We start from the raw sequence: 26,553 nt of genomic DNA, 5'->3' as shown, positions 1-26,553 counted from the left end.
CTGACGGCGGTACAGGTAAAGAAAAAGGGAGATCACATGAATCTAGACTTACATCTTACAACAGCATGCAATATGAAGTGCAGTTTCTGCGGGGCGTGGGAATACGGCAGAGAACATGCGTATATAACGCTGGCTGATGCAGAAAATGCACTGGATGCGGGAAGGAAAAGCGGATATCGTATCACGACGCTGACGGGCGGAGAGCCTGCGATACATCCCGAATATTGCACAATACTGGAAACAGCACACGAAAAGGGTTACTGGACAGTCGTTACCACGAACGGACTGTATCTTGATGAAGAAATAATAAACACATACAGGCGCTGCCGCACGCTTGTACGCATAAGTCTTCATACACTGGATGAAAAACTCCATGAAAGGCTTACGGGAACAGATTCTCTCCCGAAGATCCTGGACAATATAAATAAACTCAGGAAAGCAGGTGTGCGGCTCGGCATAGGATGCACGGTCACTGAGGAAAACAGAGGTGAAATGGAAAACCTTGCAGGCTTTGCATGGGATTCGGGAGCTGAGTTTATCCGATACACTCCTGTCGTAGGAATAAGGGGAGCTGCCGGGCAGAGAATGGACAGAGATTTTTTCAGGGAGATACTGAGGACGATCGCACTTATGACGATCGCAAACAGCGGATCTATGGAAAAGGAAGACAGAGACATAAGCTTTCTGCGAGGGATAATGGAGCTCATGCTTACGAGAAAATGCGCCGGCGGATCAAGACAGCATATCATTTACGACTGTCACGGCACAGTAGTACCGTGCTCTTTCCTCCCTGAAGACATGGGGCTGTGCTGCAGACGGGAAGGGCAGGCAGCAGGAGACAAAGCGGATCCCGCTGCAGAAATACAGGAACGTATCAGGACGGTCCGGGGCAATATGGACATGTTTCTGGCAAGTGACCGGGCCGATTCGCTGCAGGGTCAGTGTAATACATGCAGGTTTAGAAAAAGCTGTATGGGAGGCTGTCTGACGATGAAGCTGCCGCTTGATCTGGAAGTTACTGACGAACAGCCGGTATGCCTGCTGCAGCTGATGAAGGAACTCGAGGATGAGTTTTCGGAGGATGAGCAGAGAATACTTTACGGATGCTGGGCCGGCAGTTTTTTGAGAAAAAGCGGAGCACATGACAAAGAGAGAACTTGTATGAGGAGACTCCCGATTTGGGAGCTGAACTTCAGACGCGGACAGATGCGCGGGGAAAAATCATGGAACTCTATCTGATCACGGAAAAAGGAGTGTGATGAATTTGGAGATAGCAGTAAATAATGTCAAAAAATACTACAAAGAAAACAAAGCGGTAGATGATATATCGTTTTCGGTCAGAAAAGGCGAGGTATACGGTATCATAGGCCCGAATGGAGCAGGCAAGACGACACTCATGGAGATGATGCTCGGGCTGCGCAGACAGGACTCGGGAACGATAACGATACATGGAATGGATTCGGTAAAAGATCATAAAAAGCTGGTCTATCATGTCGGAGCACAGCTGCAGGAAAGCGATCTGCCGGTCAATATAAAGGTGCGTGAGGCCATACATCTGCAGGCAGCGCTTTTCCATAAAAAAGCGGACACAGCAGAACTTCTGCGGACTTTCAACCTTGAGGAAAAAGCGGGAGCATACTGTTCCAGACTTTCAGGCGGTCAGAGACAGAGACTGTTCATACTGCTGGCGGTCATACATGATCCGGATATCCTTTTCTTTGACGAACTGTCTACGGGGCTTGATCCGGTATCGCGTCAGGAGGTCTGGAATTATGTGGACAAATTGAAAAAGCAGGGTAAAACGATCCTGGTCTCTACGCATTATATGCAGGAGGCGGAAAAGATATGCGATCGGGTGATGCTGGTGAACAAAGGCAGCGTCGTGGATACAGGCACTGCAAAAGAACTGACAGCCAAGCTGCCGTTCAGCGGCGTTGTTGAATTTGAAGCGGAAGCAGGCAGGAAAAGGCTGGAGCAGTCTGTGAACAGGATGCGCGGCTGTTCAGGTATGGAAGAGATCGGTGAAAAGCGATACCGCATCTATACAGATCGGAAATTCAGTCTGGATGATCTGTATCACAGAAAAGAACTCGGACTGTCAAATATACAGAGCCGCGAAAGCAGCTTTGAAGACTATTTTTATTATAAAGTGAAAGTGAAGGGGTAGGATTATGCTGGCGATTTTACAAACTAAATGTATCCTTATGACAAGAGAATATATCGCATTGTTTTTTTCGATCATATTCTGTCCCATGCTGCTCCTTATTTTCGGGATGGTATACGGGAATGAACCGTCGCAGATGTTCGGGGGCAGCGGGACTGTTGATGTGATGCTGCCGTCTTTCGTAGGGCTCGTATTCGCAGGTACAGGGCTTATCAGTCTGCCGGTGGCAGTGGCAGGGAGTAGAGAACGCGGAGAGCTGAGGAGATACAGGATGACGCCGCTGAGTCCGATGGCTTTTCTGGCGGCTGACGTTATCATGTATTTTATCATATCGGTGATCGGCATGCTGATCGTGCTGCTGATCGGACGTTTCGGATATGACAGCAGTTTTACAGGGAGCATACCGCTTCTGATATATGGTTTTGTTTTATCAGGCATCGCAGTATTTGCGATAGGATTGTTCATAGCATCTGTGAGCAGGACTGCAAAGGTCGCACAGACTCTCGGCATGGTGATAGGATTCCCGATGATGTTTCTGTCAGGTGCAAGCATGCCGGTCGAATTCATGCCGGATGCCATGGATAAGGTGATAAAGGCCATGCCGCTGTCATACAGTGTCTCGATGATGCGTGATATATGGGAAGGTGCAGGTCTGGCAGACCTTAAAGGAGACAGTTTTGTACTTCTGGCTGTTGCCGGAGTATTCATTCTTATAACAGCAGTTATATTCAAATGGGATTAGGAACGGGATCAGAAAAGAGAGGAGCTATATGAAACAGAAAAAAACAAAAATGAAGCCTTCCACGTTTGAGCAGGCGGAGAAAGGGATCGTCTGGATGATAACGGATACAGCATCGAATATGCCGGTGACAATCTATTCGGAGTCGCTGGGTGTAAAGGCGCCGGAGGGCTGCTATCGAAGTGCTGTATGGGCAGAAGAGTCTACACGCCTTATAGGAGAGGAATATCTGCTCAATGCCAAAAGAAGTTCTCTTGAGATGGGGATGCCGATAGGTGTATTTCATTACTCATCATCACTTGGTGTAAAAGGGGCGCTCAGCAACCGCCAGCTTAAAGAAGAGAATATCATAGAGCATGAGGAAACGATAAAGCTGCCGAAATATCTTCCGCTCAAGGAGTCGCTCGGAAGCGTGATACGCTCAAGAAGAAGCATAAGAGAAATGGGCAGCAAACCGCTTACCTCTGAACAGCTTGCCACTCTGCTTTACTACGGAGACGGGCCCAGCGGAAAATTTGATTTCAATACATTCCACAACATGCCGGCAACGGTGACCCTGGGAGAAGATTATACGGGCGTCGTGCGATGCAGTCCGTCAGGCGGAGGACTTTATCCGGTATCGCTTTATTTCGTGGCATTAAATGTAAAAGGTCTGGACAAGGGAATATATACATATCTGCCGCTGACTCAGTCGGTACGTCTTATAAGGAGACTGTCCGATGCGGATATTGAGGAATACAACCGCATATCGGCTTTCGGGGTAAATATAGATAATGATAACCTTGGTATTGCTGTATATTATGTGTACTCGCTTTATGACAATTCCAGAAAGTACGGAGATATGGCGATGCAGTTCGGGTACATCGAGGCGGGAGAGATCGCTGAAAATATACAGCTTGCTGCAACGTGTATGGATCTGGCGGCGACTGATATAGGCGGTTATGAGAAAGGACTCACCGAAAGTTTCCTGGGGATAGATGGACTGACGAAGCATGTGATACATCTGACGCTGATAGGAACGATGAAATAGTAGAAAGGAAAAAAGATGAAAACAGACAGAGTTTATAAACTGGGAGAAAGTACGGAAATCTTCTTTAACGGAGATACAGAAGTCGTATTTCGCAAAGGTGTATGGAATTATGAGGAAGCGCTGCTCGATCTGTCGGTCTTCGACGATGCGATACAGGAGCTTGTTTTAGACGTTATGCGCACGCTGGCAGAGGGTGAGAGCATCACTGCCGGGAAGATCCTCGATATATTCGGGACAGATCAGGAAAATGCAGAGAAAGTGGGAGAGCTGCTGGAGGAACTCACCGAGCAGGCATATATAAGCAATGGTGCAGAGGACAGGGTAAAAGAGCTTATCACACATCTGATAGGCGGGACAGCATCCATGGGCTTTGGCGGAAATGCCGGAGGATATTCCAGCACACTTCTGGTCTGCGACAGTAATATAGTTACAGAGCAGCTTGAAATAATGAGTGGTCAGATATCACTTCCGATGGAAGTCCTTTCAGAAGAAGATACTGCAGAAGTAGCGGCGGCAGATCTTACAGGCAGGCTTGATGCGATGGAAACAGAAAAAGCCATGGAATCACTGACTGCGATATTTGCACCGTACAGCAGTGTGCTCATTTGCATGCAGAGACCGCACATAAAGCTGCTCAGGAATCTTAACAGGATACTGCTTCGCATGAATATCCCGTTTGTCGTTTGTCTTATAGACGGACCGTTCCTCAGTGTAATGACGATAAAGGGATATGAGACAGGGTGTTTCGAATGCTATGAAACAAGAGTGATGGCAAGGCTGGAATCAATGAGTGCATATCGCAGCTATGTGGAACGCACATCAGGAAATATGAGAAAAAGTGATCTGACGTCCGTGACGCCGATACTGCAGATGATTTCTTCACTCGGTCTTTTTGAAGCATTTCTTATCAATAATATACATAAGGCAAAACTGGCCGGACGTATATTCAATATCTATCTGCCATTGCTGGAAGTGCAGGTCCAGGATCTTCTGAGAGTGCCTTTCTGCAGCGCATGCGGTCATATTGCAAAGGCGGAATATGAAGAAATGTATACTTCATCCGAAGAAATAGTAGAAAAGCTCGTAGAGCGTGTGGAACTGTCAAAAGACGGGGAATAGGAGGACTTCGTGATCGATTACTACCCAAGTCATGTACATATCAGAAATAATTACCGCAGGATAGGGGGACAGCATGGAGGTATAGTGGAATCTCAGCTTCTTCTCTGCAATAATCAGGTGGCAACCCCGAAGCTTGCGATCTGTGCGAATCAGATGCCGCATTATGAACAGATACTTGTGTCTGACAAGGCCAGGATAAATTATCATCTTTCAGGATACGGCATTTACCGGGAAGAAGCCATGGTAAAGCTTTATGGAGAAAGCGTAGAGCGTTATGCACTGCTGGCGGCGTCACGAATGTGGCAGGACAAAGTCATCTACCACAGCTACAATGAGATGGCAGAGGATCACGATATGGTGCCGTGGGAATACATTCGTATTTTCAGCGGCGAAGATTATAAGGAACTCTCAAAAAAAACCAATATACGCGATATCACACGTGATGATGTGATCGGGTGGGTGGAATGCCCGTCTCTGCTGGAAGCAGGCAAGACACATTTCATACCGATGCAGTGTCTGTTCATAGGATATCATGTGAGAGAGGATCTGGGTGAGAAGATATTCGTTCCGAGCTTTTCCAAAGGCTCTGCTGCACATATAAACATATACAAGGCACTGGAGAGCGCGATAATGGAGGCGGTGGAAGCTGATGCATTCATGCTGAACTGGTACACTGACGCCAAAAGCAGAAAACTCGTAAATGACGATCTTGATTTTATGAAACTGGCGGACAAGATCCTCGGAGGAACTGTTTACGATATGCAGCTTTATGATTTTTCTATGGAGGGGCTGCCCGGAAGCGTTATCGCGGCACAGCTGACTAACAGAAAAGGAAAGGCTCCGTATATACTGATGGGATGCAGTGCGAATCTCGATCCTGTGCGCGCAGCATACAGGGCGCTTTCTGAAGCGGCGACCATCCACTACCTGGCAGCAAACGGCCCGATGATGAATCCTGTTGATTTTCTCGGCAGTGATGAAGAAAGCTTTCTCAATCTCGACAGCAATGTAGCATACTGGACAAAGGCAAAGGATCAGGAAAAGAAGAGCAGGCTGATCGAAAGCATCTATGAAGGAACAGACAGTTTGTCGAGCCTGCAGAAAGAAAGCACAGGCGGTGACAGAGAGAACATAGAGCACATGATAAGAATGCTGAAGAACGTGTCAAAGTATGCGGTGTATCTTGACATCACACCTCCGGAGATCATATCCATGGGTCTCAAGGTAATGCGTGTATTCATTCCGGAGCTGGTACAGCTGTCTTATCCGGGATTCCCGTATTCAAGACATCCGCGGGCGCTGGAGTTTGGAGGAATAACCAATGATTTTCCACATCCCATGCCTTAAACTGTGGCTTTTCCTGTGTGTGGCAGCATTCCCTTCGGCATACATATACTTTGCAAAGCCTTTTATCAGGGTACGTGAAAGCAAACTTCTGTCAGAGAATGCGGCAACTGTTCTGATCTACGGCATACTGCTGCTGCTTGCGTGGATCATGGGGATAACCGGACCTGCAGATTTCAGTGCAGAGAGCATTATGGATGCCGGATGGAAAAACCTGCTCTTTGCAGCGGCGGCAGTCATGGGGTTCATTGATCTGGTGCTCGAATATCTGGAATCGGCATTGCCGGTCTGGGTGAGAAGCAGAAGACTCCCCAAGGTCAGACCGGCGGCTGTATATTCAGAAACGTTCCATATAAGCAGCGTTGTATCGATAATCCTGGCGGCAGCGGCAGAAGAATTAGTCTTTCGCCAGGTCATTATCGGTGGTGTGTGTGAAGGTCTCGGCTGGGCGCCGTGGGCGGCAGGTATAGTCAGTGCACTGCTTTACGGTATGAATCATGTGTATTTCGGACGCTTCGCTGTGATTCAGAAATGCAGCAGCGGGCTTATATATTCCATGTTTTTTCTGACCGGCGAAGCAGGGATATGGCTTTGTATTTTATGTCATGTTTCACAGAACATCATTCTTTACTGCTGGTCTGTTCGAAAAACTGCGCAGCAGAAAAGGGTCAGAGTCCCGTCCGGAAGTAGAAAGGAGCCTGGAAATGACTGATAATATGATACTTGCCATAACACTGTCGGCAATGGCGGCTGCAGCTGTTGTGATGGGAAGGATCCTGTTCTGGGTGGACGGAAGCGCCATAGTGACCCGTCTTTCAAGAAAAGCAATGGGGGTCATCAGCTGGGATTACGAAGAAATAAAAGCATCGCTTATCGGAATATGGTACTATATCGTGCCGCTGTGCTTCATAGCAGGATTCAGTGCAGTGTTCAGATACAATATATTCCGTTATTTTTATATAGCGCCGGAATATCTGGGATATATCCCGCTTACGATCCTGGCGGAGATGAGTATCGTGACGATGATGTCAGGGTCGCTCACCCTGTTTTCCGAAAAAAACGACTGGGCGGGGGATATCGGTGAGATCAGCTGGATACAGTCTATACGTAAGCGCAATAAAAAAGTCGCACCGCTTGTTCCTCTACTGGGTGCATTATTTGAGGAAACGTTTTTTCGCGGGACGATCTTTATGATACTTTACATGAATTTTCCGATACTGGGGTTTGCAGGTGCCGCAGCGGTATCGGGCATCCTGTTTGCACTGGAGCAGGCGTTGTTTACCAGCAGCGGAAGACAGTGTCTCAGTATGGTGCTGGCATCTCTGGGAATTTCATTTGTCGCCTGTGTTTCCACTGCGTATACCGGAAGCTTTCTTCCGTGTCTGCTGGCACATGAGTGCTTTCTTGTTTTCTATTTCGGCAGGTTCCGTTACTATTAGCGGGAGCTGCCTTTTCTGACGTTCTGTAAAGCCGGTGCAGCTCATCTCGCTACCCTTGAGCGGTTATCGAGCTGCCTTTTCTGTGTCTTTGTAGCGTGTTCGCTCAGCTTGCCGGCGTTTTCTCAGCATGGCTTGATGCTACGTTACCGTGGCGTTACCGCGGACTGCTGTTCAGACTGTTTGTCGTTTCTTTAAGGAGTGCGATTTTTCGCTCTCGGGGGAGTTTCTTTATTGCAGCTTCACGGCGTGCAGCTGTGATCTTGTCAGGCAGATATTCAATGTATACGGGCTGTAGCGGTCCGCGGCCTCGCGTATACTTGGCGCCTCTGCCGCTGCTGTGCGCGGCAAAGCGCTTTTCAAAATCATTCGTCCATCCGGTATAGAGTGTGCCGTCTTTGCATTCAAGGATGTAGACGCAGGGGCAGCCATGACTGCCGGACTGCCCTGAGGATTTTTCATGATTTATATGCTTACCGGATCGGGACTCATCTATCTGCTGATCCGTGCCGGATGGGGTTCTGACATCTGATTTTACTGCTGATTTTTTTCTTATCTTAGTCACTATGTTACCTCGTGATTTTTATTTAACGTCGCTGCCGGATCGCAAAATTTCAGGAGCGGTCATCCGATCGATCCACACAGATTATATCAGAAAGCTGGCGGATTGTCACAGTCGGTACGGAAGCCAGGGCTGACAAGCCGGGACAATAGAAGGGTTACGGTTATTTTGCGCCCGTTTTTTTGAACGGGTCAGATGCAAACAGAACGAAAATATCGAATGGAAAAATAATATATAAATGTTAAAAAAAGGTTGATTTTCAACTTCCAGAATTATACAATATGATCAGGAGGAATACCGCCGCTGTTCATTTCGGATCGATAGAAAATCGGTATAACTATGGGAGGGAAAATGAAGAAACCTAAGCATACATACAAAGACAACACGTTCTGTACGCTTTTCAGCGATAAGGAAAATCTGATAGAGCTGTACAATGCGCTTTCCGGAAGCGATTACGATATGGATACGCCTGTGGAGATCGTGACCTTGGATGATGCGTTCTTCGGAGATCGGGAAAATGATCTCTCATTCATCATCGACCACAAGTGGATAATCCTCACAGAGCAGCAGAGTACGCTGTGTCCGAACATACCCCTGAGGATGCTGGCGTATATCGCCAGAGAATACGAAAAGCTCGTGTTTTCGCGCGAGATCTACAGCAAAAAGCCGGTGAAGATACCGACCCCCGAACTTTATGTGTTCTACAACGGTCTCGAAGACGCGCCCGTAGAGCAGGAGATGAAATTATCTGATGCATTCATGGCTGAGTGTGATAAAATATCAGTAGAGGTGGTCGTCAGATTCATCAATGTGAATTACGAAAAGGGCGCTGAGCTGCTGAAACGCTGCAATACGATGCAGGGATACAGCAGGCTGATACACATGATCCGTGTAAAATACAGAGAATGCGGAGAGCTGGGGACCGCCATCGAAGAAAGCATCAGGGAATGTCAGGCCAGCGGCATACTGGCAGAATTTCTGAAGGAACATGGTGGTGACGTTATGAGTTTTTTATTCGAAAAACTGACAAGAGAAGAATGTGAAGCGATCAGGGAAGCCGACGGATACGAGCAGGGATTTGAACAGGGTGAAATTTCAGGCTTCGAACAGGGCAAGCTTGACGAAAAGCGCAAGATCGCAGTCAATCTGCGAAGAAAAGGTCTGGATGTAAAGGTTATCAGTGAAGCAACAGGCCTGACCGAAGATGAAATCAAAGCTCTGACTCACGATGAGATTTTAGATCTCGGTAAGTTGGATCCAACTGTAGAAAAGATATAACCTGGTCCGTCAAATGCTGGTATGCTCTTCTGATATGATATGCCCCCTTCTCCAAAATAAACAAACACATAAAAAATCCCGAGAACCAGCATACGTTTTCATGCTGAACCACGGGATTTTCATCAACTATAAATCGATCATAGTGCCAGTGCGTTTTATCGTTTCATCTGTATTTCTACGTTTCTGCATTTCATCGATTACATCGACTACGAAGTCTTCTCTTCAAGAGTGAGTGTCAGATCCATTTTCTGCCCGTTTCTCACGATGGTGAATTTCAGTTTGTCTCCAACGCTGTGAGAAGTCACTATCGATGAAAGCGTATTGAATGATGTGATCTCTGTACCGTCTACCGCATAGACCATGTCGCCCTTCTGGAAGCCGGCTTTCTGGGCATTGGTACCGTCAACGGCTGCGATGTACACATATGTCGTGCTCTGACCGTTGTTAAAAAGTCTGTCCATGGTGCTGCTCTGACCGGAAGATTCGGTATAGGACATTCCTGTGGACGGCTGTCCGCTCACGTAGCCGTTTTCAAGGATCTGCTGTGCGACGTCCGCAGCTTTGTTGATAGGGATCGCGAATCCGAGACCTTCGACATCTGAACCCGAAGATTTCGCAACGACGATGCCGATCAGCTGACCGTCCCCGTTGAAAAGGCCGCCGCCGGAGTTGCCGGGATTTATCGAGCTGTCTGTCTGAAGGAGGGTCATGGTTTTGCCGTCGATCGCAAGCTCTCTGTCGAGTGCGCTTATTATGCCTGCAGTTACCGTGCCGCCGAGCTCTCCGAGAGGATTGCCTATAGCTACAGCCATGTCACCGACAGCAAGCTGGTCGCTGTTTCCGTATGTTGCCGGAGTCAGTCCCTCAGCCTTTATTTTGAGGACAGCGATGTCTGTGATTGGATCTGTTCCGACAAGCTCGGCATCATATTCCTGCTGATCGGAAGTCGTTACAGTGATCTTGCTGGCACCCTCTATGACATGGTTGTTAGTGACGATATAGCCGTCGCTGGTGATTATCACACCGCTTCCGGCGCCCTGAGTGACATACTGCTGCATCCATGAGTCGGATGATACGCTTTCCGTTTTGATCTCAACGACACTGGGCCTTGCTTCTTTAGTTATTTCCTGTACCGTCTTATTGCTGCCTGTGGCGTCTTCGAGCGTATAGCCTGTCGTTTTTACACTGCCTGCCTTTGCGGAGGAAGGCGTATCATTGCCGAAAAGTGCATTAGCTGCCGCAGCGCCTCCGAATCCTAAACCTCCGGAGACTATCATGCAGAGCACGATGAGCCATGTGAGTGAGCGTCTGGTGAAAGTGACCTGGGGTGAAGGTTTCCTGGGAGCTTTCTTACGCTTCTTATGCACTTTGCCGAGACCGTTCTGGTTGTCCCAGGATGCGGAATCTCCGGCAGACGTATCATATGGATCTGTAAAGCCGCCGGAATTCTCAAAATCGTTTGGTGTGCCGTACGTCTGAGTATCGTTGCTGTATGATCCATAGGCCCCGCTGCCGTAAGCTCTGCTGCCGTACGTTCCATACTGGCCGTCATACTGGTTTACTTCATACTGACTGTTTGATTTCCTGAAATTGTCGCGCGGGTCCGTATATGATCCGGTGTATGTCGCTGCGTTGAAACCGGAGGAGCCGCTGCCATTCGAATATGCACTGGGATCAGCGCCGTTCGGGGACGAACCTGTACCGGTACCAGCAGCACCGGCGGCCGCACTGTTCAATGCCGCATCAGTACCGGCAGCCCCGCCGGCCGCTGCCGCGCCGCTCTCATCCGGATCCGTCATTATAAAATTAGGCTCATAATTTGTGTTGTCTGTTCTGTTTTCATCCATAATATATCACCTCGTTTGTGGGAGTGTTTGTGCTTGACTTAAATATACAAACACAATATGTATTTTTAGTGTCGAAAATATGTGATTATATATAGAAAAAGTTAAACATTTTCTACATAATATGATAGAATTGAAAACGTATAGAAGTTTGCAGATACAGCAGGCAGATATTTTGCATAATAAAAATCGGCTGACCATTTTTCATGCCGATTTGTTTTAAGATATGCCGGATTAAAATACAAAAAGGAGATGGGAACTATGAGCAAAGCTTTGATCGCGATAGACAAAAGCAAGTCTTACAGAGTATATATAACGATAACTACAGATATGGTGCAGCAGGCTGCCGACATACACGACACGACGCCGCTGGCTTCGGCCGGGCTGGGCAGAGTGCTTACCGCCGCCGGACTCATGGGCATCATGCTCAAGAATGATGACGAGAAGCTCACCGTGAATTTCAAGGGAGACGGTCCTGCAAAACAGATCCTGGCGACAGCGTACGGTGACGGCAGCGTGAAGGGATATATCGCAAATCCGTACGTCGATCTTCCGTTAAAGGCCAACGGCAAGCTGGACGTGGGCGGGTCGCTCGGGACAGGCGAGCTGACAGTGATAAAAGACCTGGGACTCAAGGAGCCGTATATAGGAACCATAGCGCTCGCCAGCGGAGAGATCGCAGATGACCTGACAGCGTACTTTTTCATATCGGAACAGCAGAACTCCTCAGTGGCCCTCGGCGTGAAAGTAGAGCGCGACCTTTCCATAGGAGCGGCGGGAGGCATGGTGATCCAGATGCTCCCGGACGCCGAAGAAGGTGCGATAGATGCGCTTGAAGCCATGATCGGGAAAATGGAGCCGCTGACCACGATCATCAGCAGAGTGGCGGAAAGCTCTGCAGGCATGACCGAAGCCGGGATGGTACAGAAACTGCTGGAGGAGATCTTCGCGGACATGCCTGACGAATACATGCCGCAGATCCTCGAGGAAAGAGAGATCCGCTGGAACTGCGACTGCAGCCACGAGAGGATGGCGAGAGCACTGGCGACGATAGGCCGTCATGACATGCAGGAGATAATAGAAGAAGACGGACACGCAGAGCTGCAGTGCCATTTCTGCCTGAAAAAATACGATTTCGACAGAGAAGAACTGACAGAGATCCTGCAGAGCATGTGATCCTGAACGAAATAATGCAGCTGTGTCACGCTGACGACACATTGCAGAGATATCATAAGCGGGCAGAAAGAGATCGGAGATGATATAAATGAAAGATATAATGATAAAGATAAAAGGCCATCAGGCCGCCGACGACACCGGCGAAGACTCGATGGAATTCATCACAGAAGCGAAGCTTTACAAGAGAGGCGAGACTTTGTACCTTATTTACGAAGAAAGCGAGCTTTCCGGGATACCGGGATGCAAAACGCGCCTGAAGCTCAAGGGCGATGAAGTCCAGCTGAAGAGATTCGGCAAAGGCGCAGGTGCGGGGAGCGAGATAAGATTTGAAACAGGCAAGCGCTACACCGGGTACTACGAGACCCCGTTCGGCGCGATAGAGATGGAAGTCCTGACGAACAGACTTGAGAACACACTGTCCGAGCATGGAGACGGACAGCTCGACATAGACTACAATATCAGCCTCAAGGGGCTGATGGCGGGACGGAACAGACTGAGTATCACACTGATGTAAAAGCCGGTCGGGAGATCAGGAGGTAATAGATCATGATGAGCAAAAAAACAGTAACGATAATTTCAGCAGCTATAATAGTAATAATGGTAGTGACAACGGTAACGTGTGCTATAGCATATCTGTAACACAAAATCAAAACAGGAGGAGAAGATGAGACAAATAGGTTTCAGCGCAGAAAAGTATATTGAAGAACAGTCCAAGTACATATTGCAGAGGATCGAGGACGGGAACGGCGAGAGGCTGTATCTGGAGTTCGGAGGCAAGCTGGTCCAGGACAAGCACGCGATGAGGGTGCTTCCGGGATTTGATGAAAATGCAAAGATCAAGCTGCTCCAGAGGATGAAGGATCAGGTCGAGATCATAATATGTATCTATTCGGGAGACATCACGACGAGCAAGACCCGACAGGACTTCGGTATCACTTACGATCTGGAGGTGCTGAGACTTATCGACGTATTCAGGAAGTATGACCTCGAGATCAACAGCGTGGTCGTGACGAGATACGAGGATTCATCGCCTGCTGTAGACAAGTTCATAAACAAGCTGGAAAGGCGCGGGATACGCACTTACAAACACAGATTCACCAAGGGCTATCCTACAGACGTCGACACGATCGTGAGCGACGAGGGGTACGGTGCGAACCCTTACATAGAAGTGACAAAGCCGCTGGCTGTAGTCACAGGCCCGGGAGGCGGCAGCGGCAAGCTGGCAACATGCCTGTCGCAGCTTTACCATGAATACAGGATGGGCAAAAAAGTCAGATACGCGAAGTTCGAGACTTTCCCTATCTGGAACCTGCCGCTCAAGCATCCGGTGAACATCGCATACGAAGCTTCGACGGCAGACCTCAAGGACGTCAACATGATCGACTCCTTCCACCTAGAAGCGTACGGCGAGCAGGCAGTGAACTACAACCGCGACCTGGAGGTTTTTCCTGTCGTGAAAAGGATCATAGAGAAGATAACGGGTGAAGAGTCAGAATACAAATCGCCTACAGATATGGGCGTCAACAGAGCCGGGTTCGGGATCACTGATGACGCCGTAGTAAGAGAAGCTGCATGTCAGGAGATCATAAGAAGATACCTGATCGCGCTTTGCGACTACAAGAAAGGAAGGATCGACAACGAGACTCTGGAAAGAGTCAAGCTGCTGATGGATGAAGTCTCACTCACGCCGGAAGACAGGAAGGTCGTGGTACCGGCCAGAGAATATGCCGAAAGCAAGAAAGAGTGCGACGAAAGGTACGTGAACGTGGTAGTCATGGCCATGGAAATGGATGACGGCACGATCATCACAGGCAGGAGCTCACGCAGGATGGTCGCAGCTGCGGCAGCTATCCTCAACTCCGTGAAATACCTGAGCGGCATGGCAGACGAGATACATCTGATCTCGCCTAATATCCTCAAGAGCATACAGGAGCTCAAGACGAACGTCCTGATGGCGGACAAGAGCAGCCTCAACTGCGAAGAGATCCTAACTGCGCTGACGATCTCGGCGGCAACGAACCCGTCCGCTGAAGCGGCGCTTGCCAAGCTGAGCGACCTCAGAGGATGCAGAGCACACTGCACGGCTATACTCAGCGACAAGGACGAAAACACGCTCAAGGCGCTGGGGATAGACGTTACCAGCGATCCGGAATACATCACGAACAATCTTTACTACGGCTAGGCACAGCTGGAATTTTTGACAACACCAGGAGCAATAAAGATGTACGGAAGATATATTGTACTTTTTGCCATCCTGTTCACAGGGTGGTTTCTGCGAAAGATAAACTTCATCGACGACAAGATGAATCACAGCATCAACAAGCTGATAGTATATTTTGCATACCCGTGCCTGATTGTGCACAACATAGGGAGCATGGAAGCTACAGGAAAGGTGCTGCTGTCGTTTCTCATCACGTTTGTGCTGAGTCTCGCACTGTTTTTCCTCTACGGGTTTGTGAGCCGGCTCTATGCAAAGGCGCGCAAGTTCCCGGAGAGCGAGGCTAATGTGCTCGAGTTTGCGATGGCGTCGCCTAACAACGGGTTCATGGGCTTTCCGGTCGCGCTGATATTTTTCGGCGACATGGGCCTGCTGCTGATGCTGGCGCACAACGCGGCGATGAACTTCTTCTTTTTCACATATGGGATCGGACTTCTCAGGCAAAACTGCCGGGATAAGAGGAAAGCAACTCCGGGGAGGATGTTCAAGGCTGTTCTGAAGCTGCTTGTCAATCCTAATATCCTGGCGCTTTTCATAGGGTTCGCGATCAGCCTGCTCGGCGGGAACATACCGGGGCCGCTGGATGATTATCTGCTGTATCTGGGGAACATATCGACTCCGATGGCGATGATATTCATCGGGTCGAACCTTGTGAACTACAAGTTCAGCGACATCATCAAAAGTCTGACAGTGATCGAATCGAGCCTGATGAAGCTCGTATGGCTACCGGCGCTTACAGGGGTGCTGGTGTACTTCCTGCCATTGTCGTCACTGATAAAGTCGATACTGGTGCTGGGCGCATGCTTTCCGACCGCGGCGACTGTTTCGATGCTTGCGGAGCAGGAGGGGCTGGATCCGGGACCGGCGAGCAAGGTGCTGTTCCTGAGCACGGTCGCGTCTATCGTGACGGTACCTGCAGCGATCAACCTTATAAATATGGTATTCGTGTAAAGCTTCACTGGGCGGATGCGTCTGAGTATGTGGAGGTTTCACCGTAAAATACAGATTCTCTTTCGAGAAGGACATCAAGCCTTTCCGCAACGATATTTTTCGATGCTATGGAGAGGCTTTCGTATTCATTGACCAGTTCTGCCAGCTGCTTGTTTTCGTCTTCGAAGTATATCCGGCTGAGCAGACCTGTTGAAAGATCGTGATTCACAAGGCTTTCCAGCCCTATATCGTAGAATGAAGCGATAGCGTCTATACACGGCAGGCTCGGCACTTTGGTGCCGTTCTCGTAGGATGCGTAAGTCGTGCGCGCAGTGTAGATGGCGGCAGACAGCTCGTCCTGACTGATACCCCGCATAGTTCGCAGCAGCTTCAGATTTTTGGCGAGGATCCTGGTATCGATCATAGATCCGCCCCCGCAGCTTTTTCATAGTCCCACGGGAACATGTAAAACGCATCTTCTCGTTCAGCGAGACCGGTGACCTTGTTTTGTATGTGTTTCCTTGCTCCGTATGAAAGCCTGAGGTAGCCTTCTGCAAAGGTGTATGCGTCCATCTTGCTGTGGTTGCGCCTCAGCAGCGAGAGCACATGCTCTGTGATATCGAATGTGAGCAGATAGTCGAGACTCACGTCAAAAACATCCGCAATGGCCTGGATCGTCAGGAAATCAGGGATCCTTGTGCCTCTCTCAAGACTGGCATAGCATGAACGCGAGATATTGAGCTGCGCGGCAGTCTGCTCCTGACTCAGACCGTTAAGGTGTCTCAGGAGACGAAGATTTCCGGCTATGTATCTCTGAGCTTTGTAAAGTTCTTTGTGTCGCTGGGTTTCTTTAGTTTGCATAATAATTGCCTCCTTTTCAAAATTCTGTTTTATGAGCTCACGTTATATATGAGTCAGTATTGCGTCAAAAAGTTGCAATATTGAACTAGAAATCTTTCTTAAGTCGAAAATAAGTCATAATTTTTCCGTTTACCCCCTGTTAGTTTATAATATACCCTCTAAAGGTTGCAAAGACATGAGATTGAACAGCATTAAACTATAAGCAGGAAAAATGTCAACCTTAAGAGGGAAAAGGATAATGGAATTCAGAGAGTTGAATAAAAAGGAAATGGGCGCGAGGATCAGAGCCAGGCGAGAGGCTCTGAACATGTCCAGAAGTGAGCTTGGCAAGCTGCTTTCGGTAACGGGTAAGTTCATCGCGGATATCGAGTACGGCGACAAGGGTGTATCGCTGAAGAATCTGTACAGACTCAAACAGGTGCTCGGCGTCAGTGCTGACTATATACTTGAAGGCGATGAGACCTATATATCTGCTGATGAGAAAAAGAAGAGGCTCAGTGAGAACATCATGGGTTCGCTCAGTGTATGCTCGGTACAGCAGCTCAACTGCATGGAGCAGATAGCCAGGCTTTATGTAGAAGGTATCGTGAATAAGGAATGAAGAAGTGAACGTGTTGTATGTAGATAATGATGATTTGCTGAAAAGACTGTGCGAGGAATATCCGTCAGTGATACGGCTGCTGAAGATAATGGGAGTCGATCTGGATGACATCGAGGATCTGGCGAGCGATATATTCATAGATGCATACAGGAATATCGGTAAGCTGAAGGATGTGGACAAGCTTGAAGCGTGGCTGCACACGATAACAGGCAACAGAGCTAGGAAGTATTACCGTCAGAAGATGAAGCGCAATGAGATATCCAATCTTGTGAGGACGGAGATGGGCGAGGTGGATATCTTCGAGTTGATAGTCGATGAAACGACTGTAGAGAAGATACTTCAGGAAGCGGAACGCAGAGATATGGTAAAGGATATGATAAACAGCCTGAGCGATATCGAGCGCAGGATCCTGAGGATGAGGTTCTGGGGAGACTATCGCCATTCGGAAATAGCAGAGATCCTGAATATCAACATCAATACGGAAAAGAGCATTTACAGAAGAAGCCTGAAAAAACTTAGAGACAATTATTTCAAGCTCCTTGGGGAGGAATAACTGATGAGCGGGATGAATGATGACAGGCGGCCGCAGTCCGGGAGGTCTATCAGGGAAATCATTTCTGATGTGACCGACAGGGAACTCAAGGATTTTGCCACGGGAAATCTGACTCCGGATGAACTGGTGGCGATGGCTGCTGCAGAAGAACGCAGGAGAAAACGTCGTATGCGCCGCATAAGCGGTATCGCGGCGTTATTTGTGATTGTTCTGGCATGCGGAGCCTTCTTCGTATTCAGCACATTCACGACCGACGTCGATGCAGACAAGAATCCAAAGGAAGAGATCGTCACCGAAGACGGAGTGATAATAGAAGATGGCGGCTGGGGAAGCAGCAGCGAGGATACGTGGGAGATAACAGACTGGAATGAAGTAAGTGCTATGAAAGCGACCATTCCAGAGTTAGTGATACCGGAATATATACCTGAAGGATATGAGTTTAAAAAACTTACAATAACTGAAATTGAAAAAATGATAAGCGCCGAATATATTTTTATAAATAATGAAAAAGATGAAGTGCGTATGCAGCAATATATTAATAATGAAAATTTAGAAAATATTTATATGGCAGATAGTAGAATACTTAACAGTAATAAAGGAACAATTTATGTTACAGAAACAAGTGAAATTAAAAATGCCACCGCTTATATGAACGATGGCACTATTGTATATATTTGGTCGAATCTAACTGATGAACAGATAGTTCGAATTGTAGATCGCATGCATTGATTAAATTTAGAATGAGCCAGTATATTTGGTAGTTACATGAGTTCCGCTAGAATTAGTATCAGTGAAAACTACTTTTGCTCTATATACGGTGCCGCTTTTAAGCGTGAATGTTTTAGAGGCGCCTATTGAGTAAACATCATAAACTGTTTTTACGTAAGAGTATGCAGGCAGTCCTGTTGCAGTTCTCCATGAACCGTTATATTTTTCCTGAAGAATTATTGTGCAGGTTGCCTTGGTTGCTTTTACATTAAAACTTGCATTTGCTGATACGCTTCCGCTTGTGCTGCTCAATCTTGAAGCTCCTACAGTGGCGGATGTCGTCGACTGTGGGGCTATAGCTCCTCCGTCAGCTGTTACTGCTGCGGCTCCCGGCTCAGGGGTGTTCTGCTCTGCTGCGAATAAGGCCGTAGGCATTGAAAGAACCATTGCGGCAGCCATAATGAATGTTAATAATCTTTTTTTCATGTTTATCTCTCCTTTGCATAAAAAGTTTAAAAATAACGTATTGCGTAATTTTAGGAGAGAAGGTGTTTACTGACAATAAAATCCAGGGGGTGTATATTGCCGGAAAAATACTGCTGACTACGGGGGGATTGTCGAAAAAATATAATGCGAAATTTCCATAAAAAAACAGCCCAAAATGATCCGCTTAAATTTGAGAAATAGCTCAAAATATTTGCAAAAAAATATTTAAAACATCACATAAATCGTTTACAATAGAAAAATATAGATCATTTATAAGGAGGAGTTAATTATGAAAACAGTTGGTGTACTGGGAACGGGCACAATGGGCGCCGGTATCATCCAGGTTCTGGCTCAGAACGGTTACAACGTAGTTCTTAGAGCGAGAAGACAGACATCCGTAGACAGAGGTATCGCAACCGTAGAAAAAAATCTGGACAGACTCATCAAGAAAGAGAAGATCACAGAAGCAGATAAAGCAGAGATAATGGGCAGAGTGCACGGCTCGACGGATATCACTATAATCAAGGACGCTGACCTTGTTATCGAAGCCGCTACAGAAGACATGGAAGCAAAGAAAGCTCTCTTCAAAGAACTGGATGAACTTTGTAAGCCTGAAACTATCATTGCAACGAATACTTCGGCGCTTTCCATCACAGAGATCGCTGCAGCAACAGGCAGACCTGACAAGATCATCGGAATGCACTTCTTCAATCCGGTTCCTGCAATGAAGCTGGTTGAGATCGTTAAGGGACTTACTACTTCAGACGAAACAAGAGAGACTATCCTCGAGCTTACAAGAAAACTCGGAAAGACTCCTGTAGATGTAGCTGAAGCACCTGGATTCGTTGTAAACAGGATCCTCATCCCTATGGTAAACGAGGGAATCGGCATCCTGGCTGACGGAGTTGCTGACGTTGAGGGTATCGACACAGCAATGCAGCTCGGAGCAAATCATCCGATGGGACCTCTCGCACTTGGTGACCTGATCGGACTGGATGTTTGCCTGGCTATCATGGAAACTCTCTATGCTGAGTTCGGCGATACGAAATACAGACCTCACCCGCTCCTCAGAAAGATGGTAAGAGCGAACAAGCTGGGAAGAAAGACCGGCGAAGGTTTCTACAACTACAACAAATAAGATCCTGCTGTTGGGTGTAGCATGACTGCACGGAGCAGATACTTAGGCATATCGGAAATAGAAACTTTGACAGACTCACGGATCCGTTACGGACATCCGCGGGTCTGTTTTTTTGCAAAATAATCCAACTGCATATTGTTTATGCAAAAAAATAAGTGTATATTTATAGTAGTAATTTTGAATTGAAATCTTGATACCAGTCAGATTAATTTATATTCTAATTTTCCAAAAGAAAAACTTTACTAATTTTGACAAAGAGAAAGGGTTCACCATTTATGTGGAAAACGATGGATGAGTCAGCGCTTAAGGGGAAAAAAGTAGCTGAACTTAGAGAGATCGCCAAAACTTTTGGCCTGAAAAACTATCAGAAGATGAAAAAAGCGGAGCTCGTGCAGGCGCTCATGAAGGATGATGAGCCGCCGAAAAAGGCTGAACAAGCCGGGGGAGAAGAAGTTTCAGCAGAACCGGATCACGTCATGGCTGGGGCAGATACAGCAGAAGCAGCTGAGAAACCGGTTCATGCGGAGCCGGCAGAAGCGACATCAGCGGACGCTGCAGAAACTTCAGCAGACAATGCAAATAATGCAGATAACGCAGAGCACGCAGGAAGAAGATCAGGCGGCAGGTCTGCCGGAGGGCGAAAACAGGCCGCATCGAGATCGAAGTCAGGGGCTAGATACACGAAAACAGAGTCTGTCGACGAGAGTGAGAAGGCTCATGGAGAGCCGGAGATCCGCGCTTTGCATGAAGCGGAAGCTGCACAGAACGAAACAGATGACGCATCGACAGCCGGAAACAGGCATGCAGCAAGAGGCTCGCATACAGACGAAAGGGCAGACAGCAGAACAGATGACAGACAGGATGAAAGACCGCAGCGAACGGGCAGGCACAGAGGCAAGCCCGCGCCGGACAGAAGCGACAGATTCGAGGTCGAGGGCATACTCGAGCTTGCGGACGGCGGATTCGGATTTTTGAGATTCAATAATTTTCTTACCAGTGAAAAAGATATATACGTTGCGCCGGCACAGATCAGGCGCTTCAACCTCAAAACAGGGGACAAAGTAAAAGGAATATGCAGACACCCGAACGACGGCGATAAATTTGGCGCGCTGCTTTACGTGGTGACGGTGAACGGTGACGAGCCGGGCGTTGCGATGAAGAGACCGGATTTCGAGTCGCTCACGCCGATATTCCCGAACGAGCGGTTCAAGCTGGAGGACGGCAGGGACCTTTCGCTGAGACTGATAGACCTTGTGGCGCCTATAGGCAAAGGCCAGCGAGGCCTGATCGTCGCACCGCCGAAGGCCGGAAAGACCGTGCTTATCAAGAAGATCGCGAACAGCATAGAAAAAAACTACCCGGACGTCGAGATGATCGTCCTGCTCGTAGACGAGCGTCCTGAGGAAGTGACGGACATGAAGCGCAGCCTCAAGGGCAACGGAGAAGTGATATATTCCACGTTCGATGAGCTGCCGCAGCATCATGTAAAGGTCGCAGAGATGGTGCTCGCCAGGGCGCAGCGGCTTGCGGAGCACGGCAAGGACGTGATAATACTGATGGACAGCATAACGAGACTTGCCAGAGCGTACAACCTGGTAGTGCCGGCATCGGGCAAAACGCTGTCCGGCGGATTCGATCCGGGCGCTCTGCACAAGCCTAAGAAATTCTTCGGAGCGGCGAGAAAGCTCGAGGAGGGAGGCAGCATCACGATACTGGCGACAGCTCTCGTCGAGACGGGAAGCCGTATGGATGACCTGATCTTTGAGGAGTTCAAAGGCACAGGAAACATGGAGCTGCACCTCGACAGGAAGCTTTCGGAAAAGAGGATCTTCCCTGCGATCAACCTGAACAAGTCTGGAACGAGAAGAGAAGACCTGCTCATGGATCAGGACGAGCTGGAGGCTATCTGGTACATGAGACGAGCGATGGGCAACCGGGACAACCAGGAAGTGACAGAGATGATACTGGACAATCTGGCACATACGAGAGACAACAAGACTTTCATCGAAGTGATCAGGAAAATAAAGCTAGAGGGTTAATGTTGATATGGATTTAAGCAAGATTTTTCTCAAAGGAGCCTGCCCGACGAAGATGGGCGGCCAGGCTGTCATGGAAGGGATAATGATGCGCGGCGAGACAAAGACTGCGCTGGCACTGAGACTTCCTGACGGCAGCATCAATGTAAGTACTGAAGATATAAAGAAGCCGGGAAAATGGGCGAAGCTGCCGCTCGTGCGCGGAGTGGTCTCGTTCGTATCTTCGCTGGTGGTAGGGACCAGACAGCTGATGAAGTCAGCCGAGATCCTGGGTGAAGCTGATGAAGAGATGTACGAGGAAACGCGTTTCGAGAAGTGGCTGAACGAGAAGTTCGGCAGCAGGGGAGCATGGAATTTCATGCTCTATGCGTCAGTCGCGCTGGCGATAGTTTTCACGGTGGGCATTTTCATAATACTCCCGACCGGGATCGTGAATCTGATGAAGCATGTGACCCAGAGCATATTCTGGCTCAACTTCACGGAGGGCGTGCTGCGTATCGCGATGTTCATACTTTACGTATGGGGCATATCGTTTATGGGCGATATAAAGCGCGTGTTCCAGTATCACGGGGCGGAGCACAAGACGATACACTGCTTTGAAAACGGACTGGATCTGACCCCGGCGAACTGCAGGCAGTTCCCGACTCTGCACCCGAGGTGCGGGACCAGCTTCCTGATGTTCGTGTTCATCATAGCGTTCGCGCTGCATTTTCTGCTGGGATGGCCGAATCTGCTGCTGAGAGTGGTTTCGAGACTGCTGCTGCTGCCTGTGATCGCGGGGCTTTCATACGAGCTGCTGAGATGGGCTGGCAAAAGCGATAATATAGTGGTGAAGATCCTGAGCATCCCGGGGCTGTATCTGCAGAAGGTGACGACGAAGGAGCCTGACGACAGCCAGCTCGAGGTCGCGATAGCGGCGATAAATGCGGTGCTCGTGGCGGAAGGCAAGAAACCGGCGACCGCATCGGTCGCAACAGCTGGAGGCAGCTGCGGAGCAGCGGCCGGAGAAACAGCTGCCGGCGCAGCCGGAAGCGGAAGCCTCGGGGCTTCCGGAACGTACGGCAGGTCCATAAGCGCCGGAGGAAGCACAGCTGCAGATCTTTACATGAAAAACGGCGCAGCTTCAAGGCCCGGAAAGTACGCGGGTCGAACGGCAGGCAGGCGCAGACGCCGATCGATGGCGATGTGGAGCACGGCCGGCATGGACGTACAGGACATCGAGATGTGGAGCAAGCGTGCGCTCCGCAGACGCAGATGCATATAGGACGGGGATTGTGATGAGGAGCAGCACAGGAAGGATGGCAAATGAAGACTAGGATACTTGTGAAAGAAGGAGAATATCAGCTTTCCAAGGCATTTTGCATGGATCCCAAGATAGACGCGCAGGAGCTTTACTGCTACCTGACCGGGCTCGACAAGGTCAGTCTTTTTCTCAAGGCGGAGGAAGAGGTGGACCCTGAGATCGAGGAAAAATACATGGAACTGATAAGGAGAAGGGCGGAGCGCATCCCGCTGCAGCATATCACGGGGGTGCAGGAGTTCATGGGGTACACGTTCAAGGTGAACCCGCATGTGCTGATCCCGCGCCAGGACACGGAGACGCTGGTCACGGAGGCGGCGAAGACGATCCAGAGCACTCCGCGCGAGAAGCTTTCGTTTTTTGAAAAGCTCAAGGGGCGCAAGGAGTGGGACGTGCTCGATCTGTGCTGCGGCAGCGGCGCGGTTGGTATTTCCCTGGCAAAGATCTGCAGCAATGTGAAGGTCACGGCGACGGACATCAGCGCGGAGGCGGTCGAGACGGCCGAGGCGAATGCGGAGGATCTGCGCGTGAAGGTGAGATTCCTCACGGGCGACATGTTCGAGCCGGTGAAAGGGCGAAAGTTCGATATGATCGTTTCGAATCCGCCGTACATAAGGACGAACATGATCTCGATCCTGCAGGAGGAAGTGAAGGATCACGAGCCGCTTAACGCGCTGGACGGAGGTCGCGACGGGCTTGATTTTTACAGGACCATCGTGGAGAAGGCGGCGGATTTTCTGAAGCCGGAGGGTTTCCTGCTGGTGGAGATCGGCCACGACCAGGGCGAGGATCTGCGCAAAATGTTGAAAGATTCAGGAAAATATTCGCCGGCAGTGGTAATTAAGGATTTACCGGGCCGCGATCGTGTGGTAAAATGTAAATTGAAATAGGACAAAATGCGTCTGCTTAGCAGGCGCAGACACATAAATAATTTCGTACTGATGCCAAGGGTATGACCGAGGGAAAAGGCGATGACACAAAAGACAGACATAATTGAAGGACCGCAGATGCAGCATGGCGCATAAGTGTAGGTGCGCGGAGCTCGAGGCGCGCATGTGTGAGCCGTGAATGCACGGGGAGCAGCGGCGCCGCAGCGATATGCTTGCGGAGATGCAGGTATTCGGGCATGCAGCCGCGGATGCGGGAGATGCGGACGTTTTGATCCGCAGGACTTATGATCATGTAAAGCTGCAGGTGTGCGTAGGCATACATGTATGGATCGTCGGAACTTCAAAGATCGCAATTCCAACCTCTGTACCCTTACGGGCTGCGGAGGTTTTTTTGTAAGGAGAAGACACGCGCCGGCGCGTGTCCAGTTTATTATAACGAAGGAGATTTCTCGCAGAGAAATTGACGGAGTTTCAAAGAAAGCACAATGAATATGTTGCGGCAGTGCAGTCTGACAGCACCAGCCCACCCGTGATCGCATCGGATCGTCATGAACGTGCGATTTGCATGAGAGGCCATGCCCTTTGATCGCCGGAAACCGGTCTGCACCGGCTTTGAATGGATATGCATCGCTAGACTTGCAAAACCGGCTGAGTGGATCAGGGCAAATGTATGTTTTACCACCGGTGGAGCACTGTTTTGTAACAGTTGATTGTATAAAACAGGCGTGAAAACCGGCACTTTCGTAACATGGCCAAAGCAGGCATTATTTCAGGGATCGGGCAGGCACATTTCGTGCATAATTATATACGAAAATGCTTGAAATGACCGGAAAAATGAATAAAAATACATTGAGAAATTTGGAAAAAACTGTATTGTATAAAACTCGTGCTGTGACCGCCGGATTTTATACAATTGAGGGATCAGATACTATGAACATAAATGAGATATACGAACATTTGAAAACAACAGAGGGGATCGCGTCGCTGCTTGCGCTCGATGACTTCACGCCGGTTTACGAGCTGGCGGACAGGATCAGAGCTGAGCATGTCGGGGACATTGTCCATCTGAGAGCGATAATAGAATTCTCGAATATCTGTAAGAGGCAGTGCATTTACTGCGGACTGAACCGGGAAAACAGGGAGCTGGAGCGTTTTCGCATGAGCCGCGATGAGATAATCGAGGCGGCGGCGGAGGCGGTCGATGCGGGATACCGCACGATCGTGCTGCAGTCGGGCGAAGACGACGGCACTCCGCCGGAAGACATAGTTGAGATAATAAAGGATATAAAAAAGCTGAGGATACGGGATCCGTGGACGTTCGCAGAATCACCATCGGTTTCAGAGGTGGCCCCGCCAGCGATATCATCGTTTGTGGGATCTCGGCAGTCTGTAGAGGGATCGGCACCGGCTGCAAAGCAGGCCGCAGAGCAACTCGCCCCGATCAGCGATCCGTACGCACCGGCTATCACGCTAAGCTGCGGAGAAAAAAGCGAGGCGGTATACAGACTCTGGCGTGAAGCTGGAGCCGACCGCTACCTGCTGAAGCACGAGACCGCAGATCCGGAGCTTTACGACAGGCTGCATCCTTGCGGAACGCTGGATTCAAGAGTAAAATGCCTGAAAACACTGCGTGCGCTGGGATACGAGACGGGAAGCGGCTTCATGATCGGTCTTCCGGGTCAGACGCTTGAGACAGTTGCGAAGGACATCCTGCTGCTGAAATCGATACCATGCAGGATGGCGGGCATCGGACCTTTCATATCGAATCCGAGGACCCCGCTGGCAGGCAGCCCTGACGGAGATCCGGAGCTGGCAAGGCGCGCGGTTGCGGTCGCAAGGCTGCTGCTGCCGGATTCGAACCTGCCGCTTACGACATCACTTTCGATACTTGCAGGCAAGGAGCAGTATGATCCGGGCGAGCCACTCGTGGTGGAAAATCCGTTCGCGTTCGGTGCCAACGTAGTGATGAAGAAGGCGACGCCCGACAAATACAAGGAAGCATACGAGATCTATCCGGCGCAGTTCAAGCCGACGCACATTGCGGAAGACAGGAAAGAACTCGAAGAGATGATAATGCGCTGTGGCAGGCGGCCGCGATGAGCGCGGCAGGCCTGCCGCGCCGCATGACGCACCCCCCGCC

The 26,553-nt window shown here is 49.2% G+C and carries 26 protein-coding genes; 21 read left to right on the top strand and 5 right to left on the bottom strand.

What is annotated here, in order from left to right:
* Nucleotides 1-36 precede the first annotated feature (36 nt).
* The 8 genes from OCV59_RS05385 to OCV59_RS05350 are packed head-to-tail and all read left to right on the top strand — an operon-like array spanning nucleotide 37 to nucleotide 7,835.
* On the top strand, nucleotides 37-1,239 hold the full coding sequence (locus OCV59_RS05385; protein ID WP_262584134.1) for a radical SAM protein: 1,203 nt from the start codon (nucleotides 37-39) through the stop codon (nucleotides 1,237-1,239).
* 25 nt (nucleotides 1,240-1,264) lie between these two features.
* Nucleotides 1,265-2,167 carry an ABC transporter ATP-binding protein gene (locus tag OCV59_RS05380; RefSeq protein WP_262584133.1) on the top strand — a complete coding sequence of 301 codons (903 nt, stop codon included), beginning with the start codon at nucleotides 1,265-1,267 and terminating at the stop codon, nucleotides 2,165-2,167.
* Nucleotides 2,168-2,171: 4 nt separating this feature from the next.
* Nucleotides 2,172-2,906 carry an ABC transporter permease gene (locus OCV59_RS05375; protein ID WP_147593471.1) on the top strand — a complete coding sequence of 245 codons (735 nt, stop codon included), beginning with the start codon at nucleotides 2,172-2,174 and terminating at the stop codon, nucleotides 2,904-2,906.
* 28 nt (nucleotides 2,907-2,934) lie between these two features.
* Nucleotides 2,935-3,933, top strand: coding sequence for a SagB/ThcOx family dehydrogenase (locus tag OCV59_RS05370; RefSeq protein WP_147593470.1), 999 nt, complete (start codon nucleotides 2,935-2,937; stop codon nucleotides 3,931-3,933).
* Between the two features lie 15 nt (nucleotides 3,934-3,948).
* Nucleotides 3,949-5,052 (top strand): hypothetical protein, encoded by a 1,104-nt coding sequence (locus OCV59_RS05365; protein WP_147593469.1) that lies wholly within the window; start codon nucleotides 3,949-3,951, stop codon nucleotides 5,050-5,052.
* A gap of 9 nt (nucleotides 5,053-5,061) precedes the next feature.
* Entirely contained in the window at nucleotides 5,062-6,399 is a 1,338-nt protein-coding gene (locus OCV59_RS05360) for a YcaO-like family protein (RefSeq protein WP_147593468.1), read from the top strand.
* Nucleotides 6,374-7,108, top strand: a complete 735-nt coding sequence (locus tag OCV59_RS05355; RefSeq protein WP_147593467.1) for a CPBP family intramembrane glutamic endopeptidase — start codon at nucleotides 6,374-6,376, stop codon at nucleotides 7,106-7,108. Before OCV59_RS05360 ends, OCV59_RS05355 begins: the two co-directional genes overlap by 26 nt.
* Complete coding sequence (locus OCV59_RS05350; RefSeq protein ID WP_262584132.1) at nucleotides 7,101-7,835, top strand: CPBP family intramembrane glutamic endopeptidase; 735 nt, start codon at nucleotides 7,101-7,103, stop codon at nucleotides 7,833-7,835. The genes OCV59_RS05355 and OCV59_RS05350 overlap by 8 nt, the downstream gene beginning before the upstream one ends.
* A 154-nt stretch (nucleotides 7,836-7,989) precedes the next feature.
* Here the strand turns inward: OCV59_RS05350 and OCV59_RS05345 are convergent, their stop codons facing one another.
* Nucleotides 7,990-8,397: a GIY-YIG nuclease family protein gene (locus tag OCV59_RS05345; protein ID WP_317239888.1), complete on the bottom strand. Its 408-nt coding sequence runs from the start codon at nucleotides 8,395-8,397 to the stop codon at nucleotides 7,990-7,992.
* Nucleotides 8,398-8,745: 348 nt separating this feature from the next.
* On the opposite strand from OCV59_RS05345, the gene OCV59_RS05340 reads away from it, so the two are divergent.
* Nucleotides 8,746-9,672: an RpnC/YadD family protein gene (locus OCV59_RS05340; RefSeq protein WP_147593465.1), complete on the top strand. Its 927-nt coding sequence runs from the start codon at nucleotides 8,746-8,748 to the stop codon at nucleotides 9,670-9,672.
* A 206-nt stretch (nucleotides 9,673-9,878) separates the two neighbouring features.
* Here OCV59_RS05340 and OCV59_RS05335 read toward each other — a convergent pair whose 3' ends face one another.
* Nucleotides 9,879-11,519: a S1C family serine protease gene (locus tag OCV59_RS05335; RefSeq protein WP_147593464.1), complete on the bottom strand. Its 1,641-nt coding sequence runs from the start codon at nucleotides 11,517-11,519 to the stop codon at nucleotides 9,879-9,881.
* Nucleotides 11,520-11,777: 258 nt separating this feature from the next.
* Here OCV59_RS05335 and hslO point away from each other — a divergent pair, with 258 nt between their 5' ends.
* From hslO to OCV59_RS05315, 4 genes are all read left to right on the top strand, one after another.
* Nucleotides 11,778-12,692 carry an Hsp33 family molecular chaperone HslO gene (gene hslO, locus OCV59_RS05330; protein ID WP_147593463.1) on the top strand — a complete coding sequence of 305 codons (915 nt, stop codon included), beginning with the start codon at nucleotides 11,778-11,780 and terminating at the stop codon, nucleotides 12,690-12,692.
* An 88-nt stretch (nucleotides 12,693-12,780) separates the two neighbouring features.
* Nucleotides 12,781-13,206, top strand: coding sequence for a DUF1934 domain-containing protein (locus OCV59_RS05325; RefSeq protein WP_147593462.1), 426 nt, complete (start codon nucleotides 12,781-12,783; stop codon nucleotides 13,204-13,206).
* Between the two features lie 150 nt (nucleotides 13,207-13,356).
* On the top strand, nucleotides 13,357-14,874 hold the full coding sequence (locus OCV59_RS05320) for a DUF1846 domain-containing protein (protein WP_147593461.1): 1,518 nt from the start codon (nucleotides 13,357-13,359) through the stop codon (nucleotides 14,872-14,874).
* Between the two features lie 39 nt (nucleotides 14,875-14,913).
* Nucleotides 14,914-15,861, top strand: coding sequence for an AEC family transporter (locus tag OCV59_RS05315; protein WP_147593460.1), 948 nt, complete (start codon nucleotides 14,914-14,916; stop codon nucleotides 15,859-15,861).
* 4 nt (nucleotides 15,862-15,865) lie between these two features.
* Here the strand turns inward: OCV59_RS05315 and OCV59_RS05310 are convergent, their stop codons facing one another.
* Together OCV59_RS05310 and OCV59_RS05305 are read right to left on the bottom strand one after the other, a co-directional pair.
* Nucleotides 15,866-16,264 (bottom strand): helix-turn-helix transcriptional regulator, encoded by a 399-nt coding sequence (locus tag OCV59_RS05310; RefSeq protein WP_147593459.1) that lies wholly within the window; start codon nucleotides 16,262-16,264, stop codon nucleotides 15,866-15,868.
* On the bottom strand, nucleotides 16,261-16,701 hold the full coding sequence (locus tag OCV59_RS05305) for a helix-turn-helix domain-containing protein (protein ID WP_147593458.1): 441 nt from the start codon (nucleotides 16,699-16,701) through the stop codon (nucleotides 16,261-16,263). Before OCV59_RS05305 ends, OCV59_RS05310 begins: the two co-directional genes overlap by 4 nt.
* A 211-nt stretch (nucleotides 16,702-16,912) precedes the next feature.
* On the opposite strand from OCV59_RS05305, the gene OCV59_RS05300 reads away from it, so the two are divergent.
* The 3 genes from OCV59_RS05300 to OCV59_RS05290 are packed head-to-tail and all read left to right on the top strand — an operon-like array spanning nucleotide 16,913 to nucleotide 18,584.
* Entirely contained in the window at nucleotides 16,913-17,302 is a 390-nt protein-coding gene (locus OCV59_RS05300) for a helix-turn-helix domain-containing protein (protein ID WP_147593457.1), read from the top strand.
* Nucleotides 17,303-17,312: 10 nt separating this feature from the next.
* Nucleotides 17,313-17,855, top strand: a complete 543-nt coding sequence (locus OCV59_RS05295) for an RNA polymerase sigma factor (RefSeq protein ID WP_147593456.1) — start codon at nucleotides 17,313-17,315, stop codon at nucleotides 17,853-17,855.
* Between the two features lie 12 nt (nucleotides 17,856-17,867).
* Nucleotides 17,868-18,584 carry a DUF4367 domain-containing protein gene (locus OCV59_RS05290; RefSeq protein ID WP_262584131.1) on the top strand — a complete coding sequence of 239 codons (717 nt, stop codon included), beginning with the start codon at nucleotides 17,868-17,870 and terminating at the stop codon, nucleotides 18,582-18,584.
* Between the two features lie 6 nt (nucleotides 18,585-18,590).
* Here the strand turns inward: OCV59_RS05290 and OCV59_RS05285 are convergent, their stop codons facing one another.
* The gene (locus OCV59_RS05285) at nucleotides 18,591-19,049 is read right to left on the bottom strand and encodes a hypothetical protein (protein ID WP_147593454.1); all 459 of its coding nucleotides are present in this window, start codon (nucleotides 19,047-19,049) and stop codon (nucleotides 18,591-18,593) included.
* Between the two features lie 289 nt (nucleotides 19,050-19,338).
* Here OCV59_RS05285 and OCV59_RS05280 point away from each other — a divergent pair, with 289 nt between their 5' ends.
* The 5 genes from OCV59_RS05280 to OCV59_RS05260 all read left to right on the top strand — a co-directional run bounded on the left by OCV59_RS05280 (nucleotide 19,339) and on the right by OCV59_RS05260 (nucleotide 26,513).
* Entirely contained in the window at nucleotides 19,339-20,187 is an 849-nt protein-coding gene (locus OCV59_RS05280; RefSeq protein WP_147593453.1) for a 3-hydroxybutyryl-CoA dehydrogenase, read from the top strand.
* A 287-nt stretch (nucleotides 20,188-20,474) separates the two neighbouring features.
* Nucleotides 20,475-22,226 (top strand): transcription termination factor Rho, encoded by a 1,752-nt coding sequence (rho, locus tag OCV59_RS05275; RefSeq protein ID WP_147593452.1) that lies wholly within the window; start codon nucleotides 20,475-20,477, stop codon nucleotides 22,224-22,226.
* Nucleotides 22,227-22,233: 7 nt separating this feature from the next.
* Nucleotides 22,234-23,487, top strand: a complete 1,254-nt coding sequence (locus OCV59_RS05270) for a DUF1385 domain-containing protein (RefSeq protein WP_147593451.1) — start codon at nucleotides 22,234-22,236, stop codon at nucleotides 23,485-23,487.
* 41 nt (nucleotides 23,488-23,528) lie between these two features.
* Nucleotides 23,529-24,413 carry a peptide chain release factor N(5)-glutamine methyltransferase gene (gene prmC, locus OCV59_RS05265; protein WP_147593450.1) on the top strand — a complete coding sequence of 295 codons (885 nt, stop codon included), beginning with the start codon at nucleotides 23,529-23,531 and terminating at the stop codon, nucleotides 24,411-24,413.
* A gap of 930 nt (nucleotides 24,414-25,343) precedes the next feature.
* The gene (locus OCV59_RS05260) at nucleotides 25,344-26,513 is read left to right on the top strand and encodes a biotin synthase BioB (protein ID WP_262584130.1); all 1,170 of its coding nucleotides are present in this window, start codon (nucleotides 25,344-25,346) and stop codon (nucleotides 26,511-26,513) included.
* Nucleotides 26,514-26,553 lie beyond the last annotated feature (40 nt).

The organism is Brotomerdimonas butyrica (genome assembly GCF_025567305.1).
Classification (GTDB): Bacteria; Bacillota; Clostridia; order Peptostreptococcales; family Anaerovoracaceae; genus Lentihominibacter; species Lentihominibacter butyricus.
Note: the sequence above shows the minus strand (reverse complement) of the source record. Positions and strands in the feature narration are given on the sequence as shown.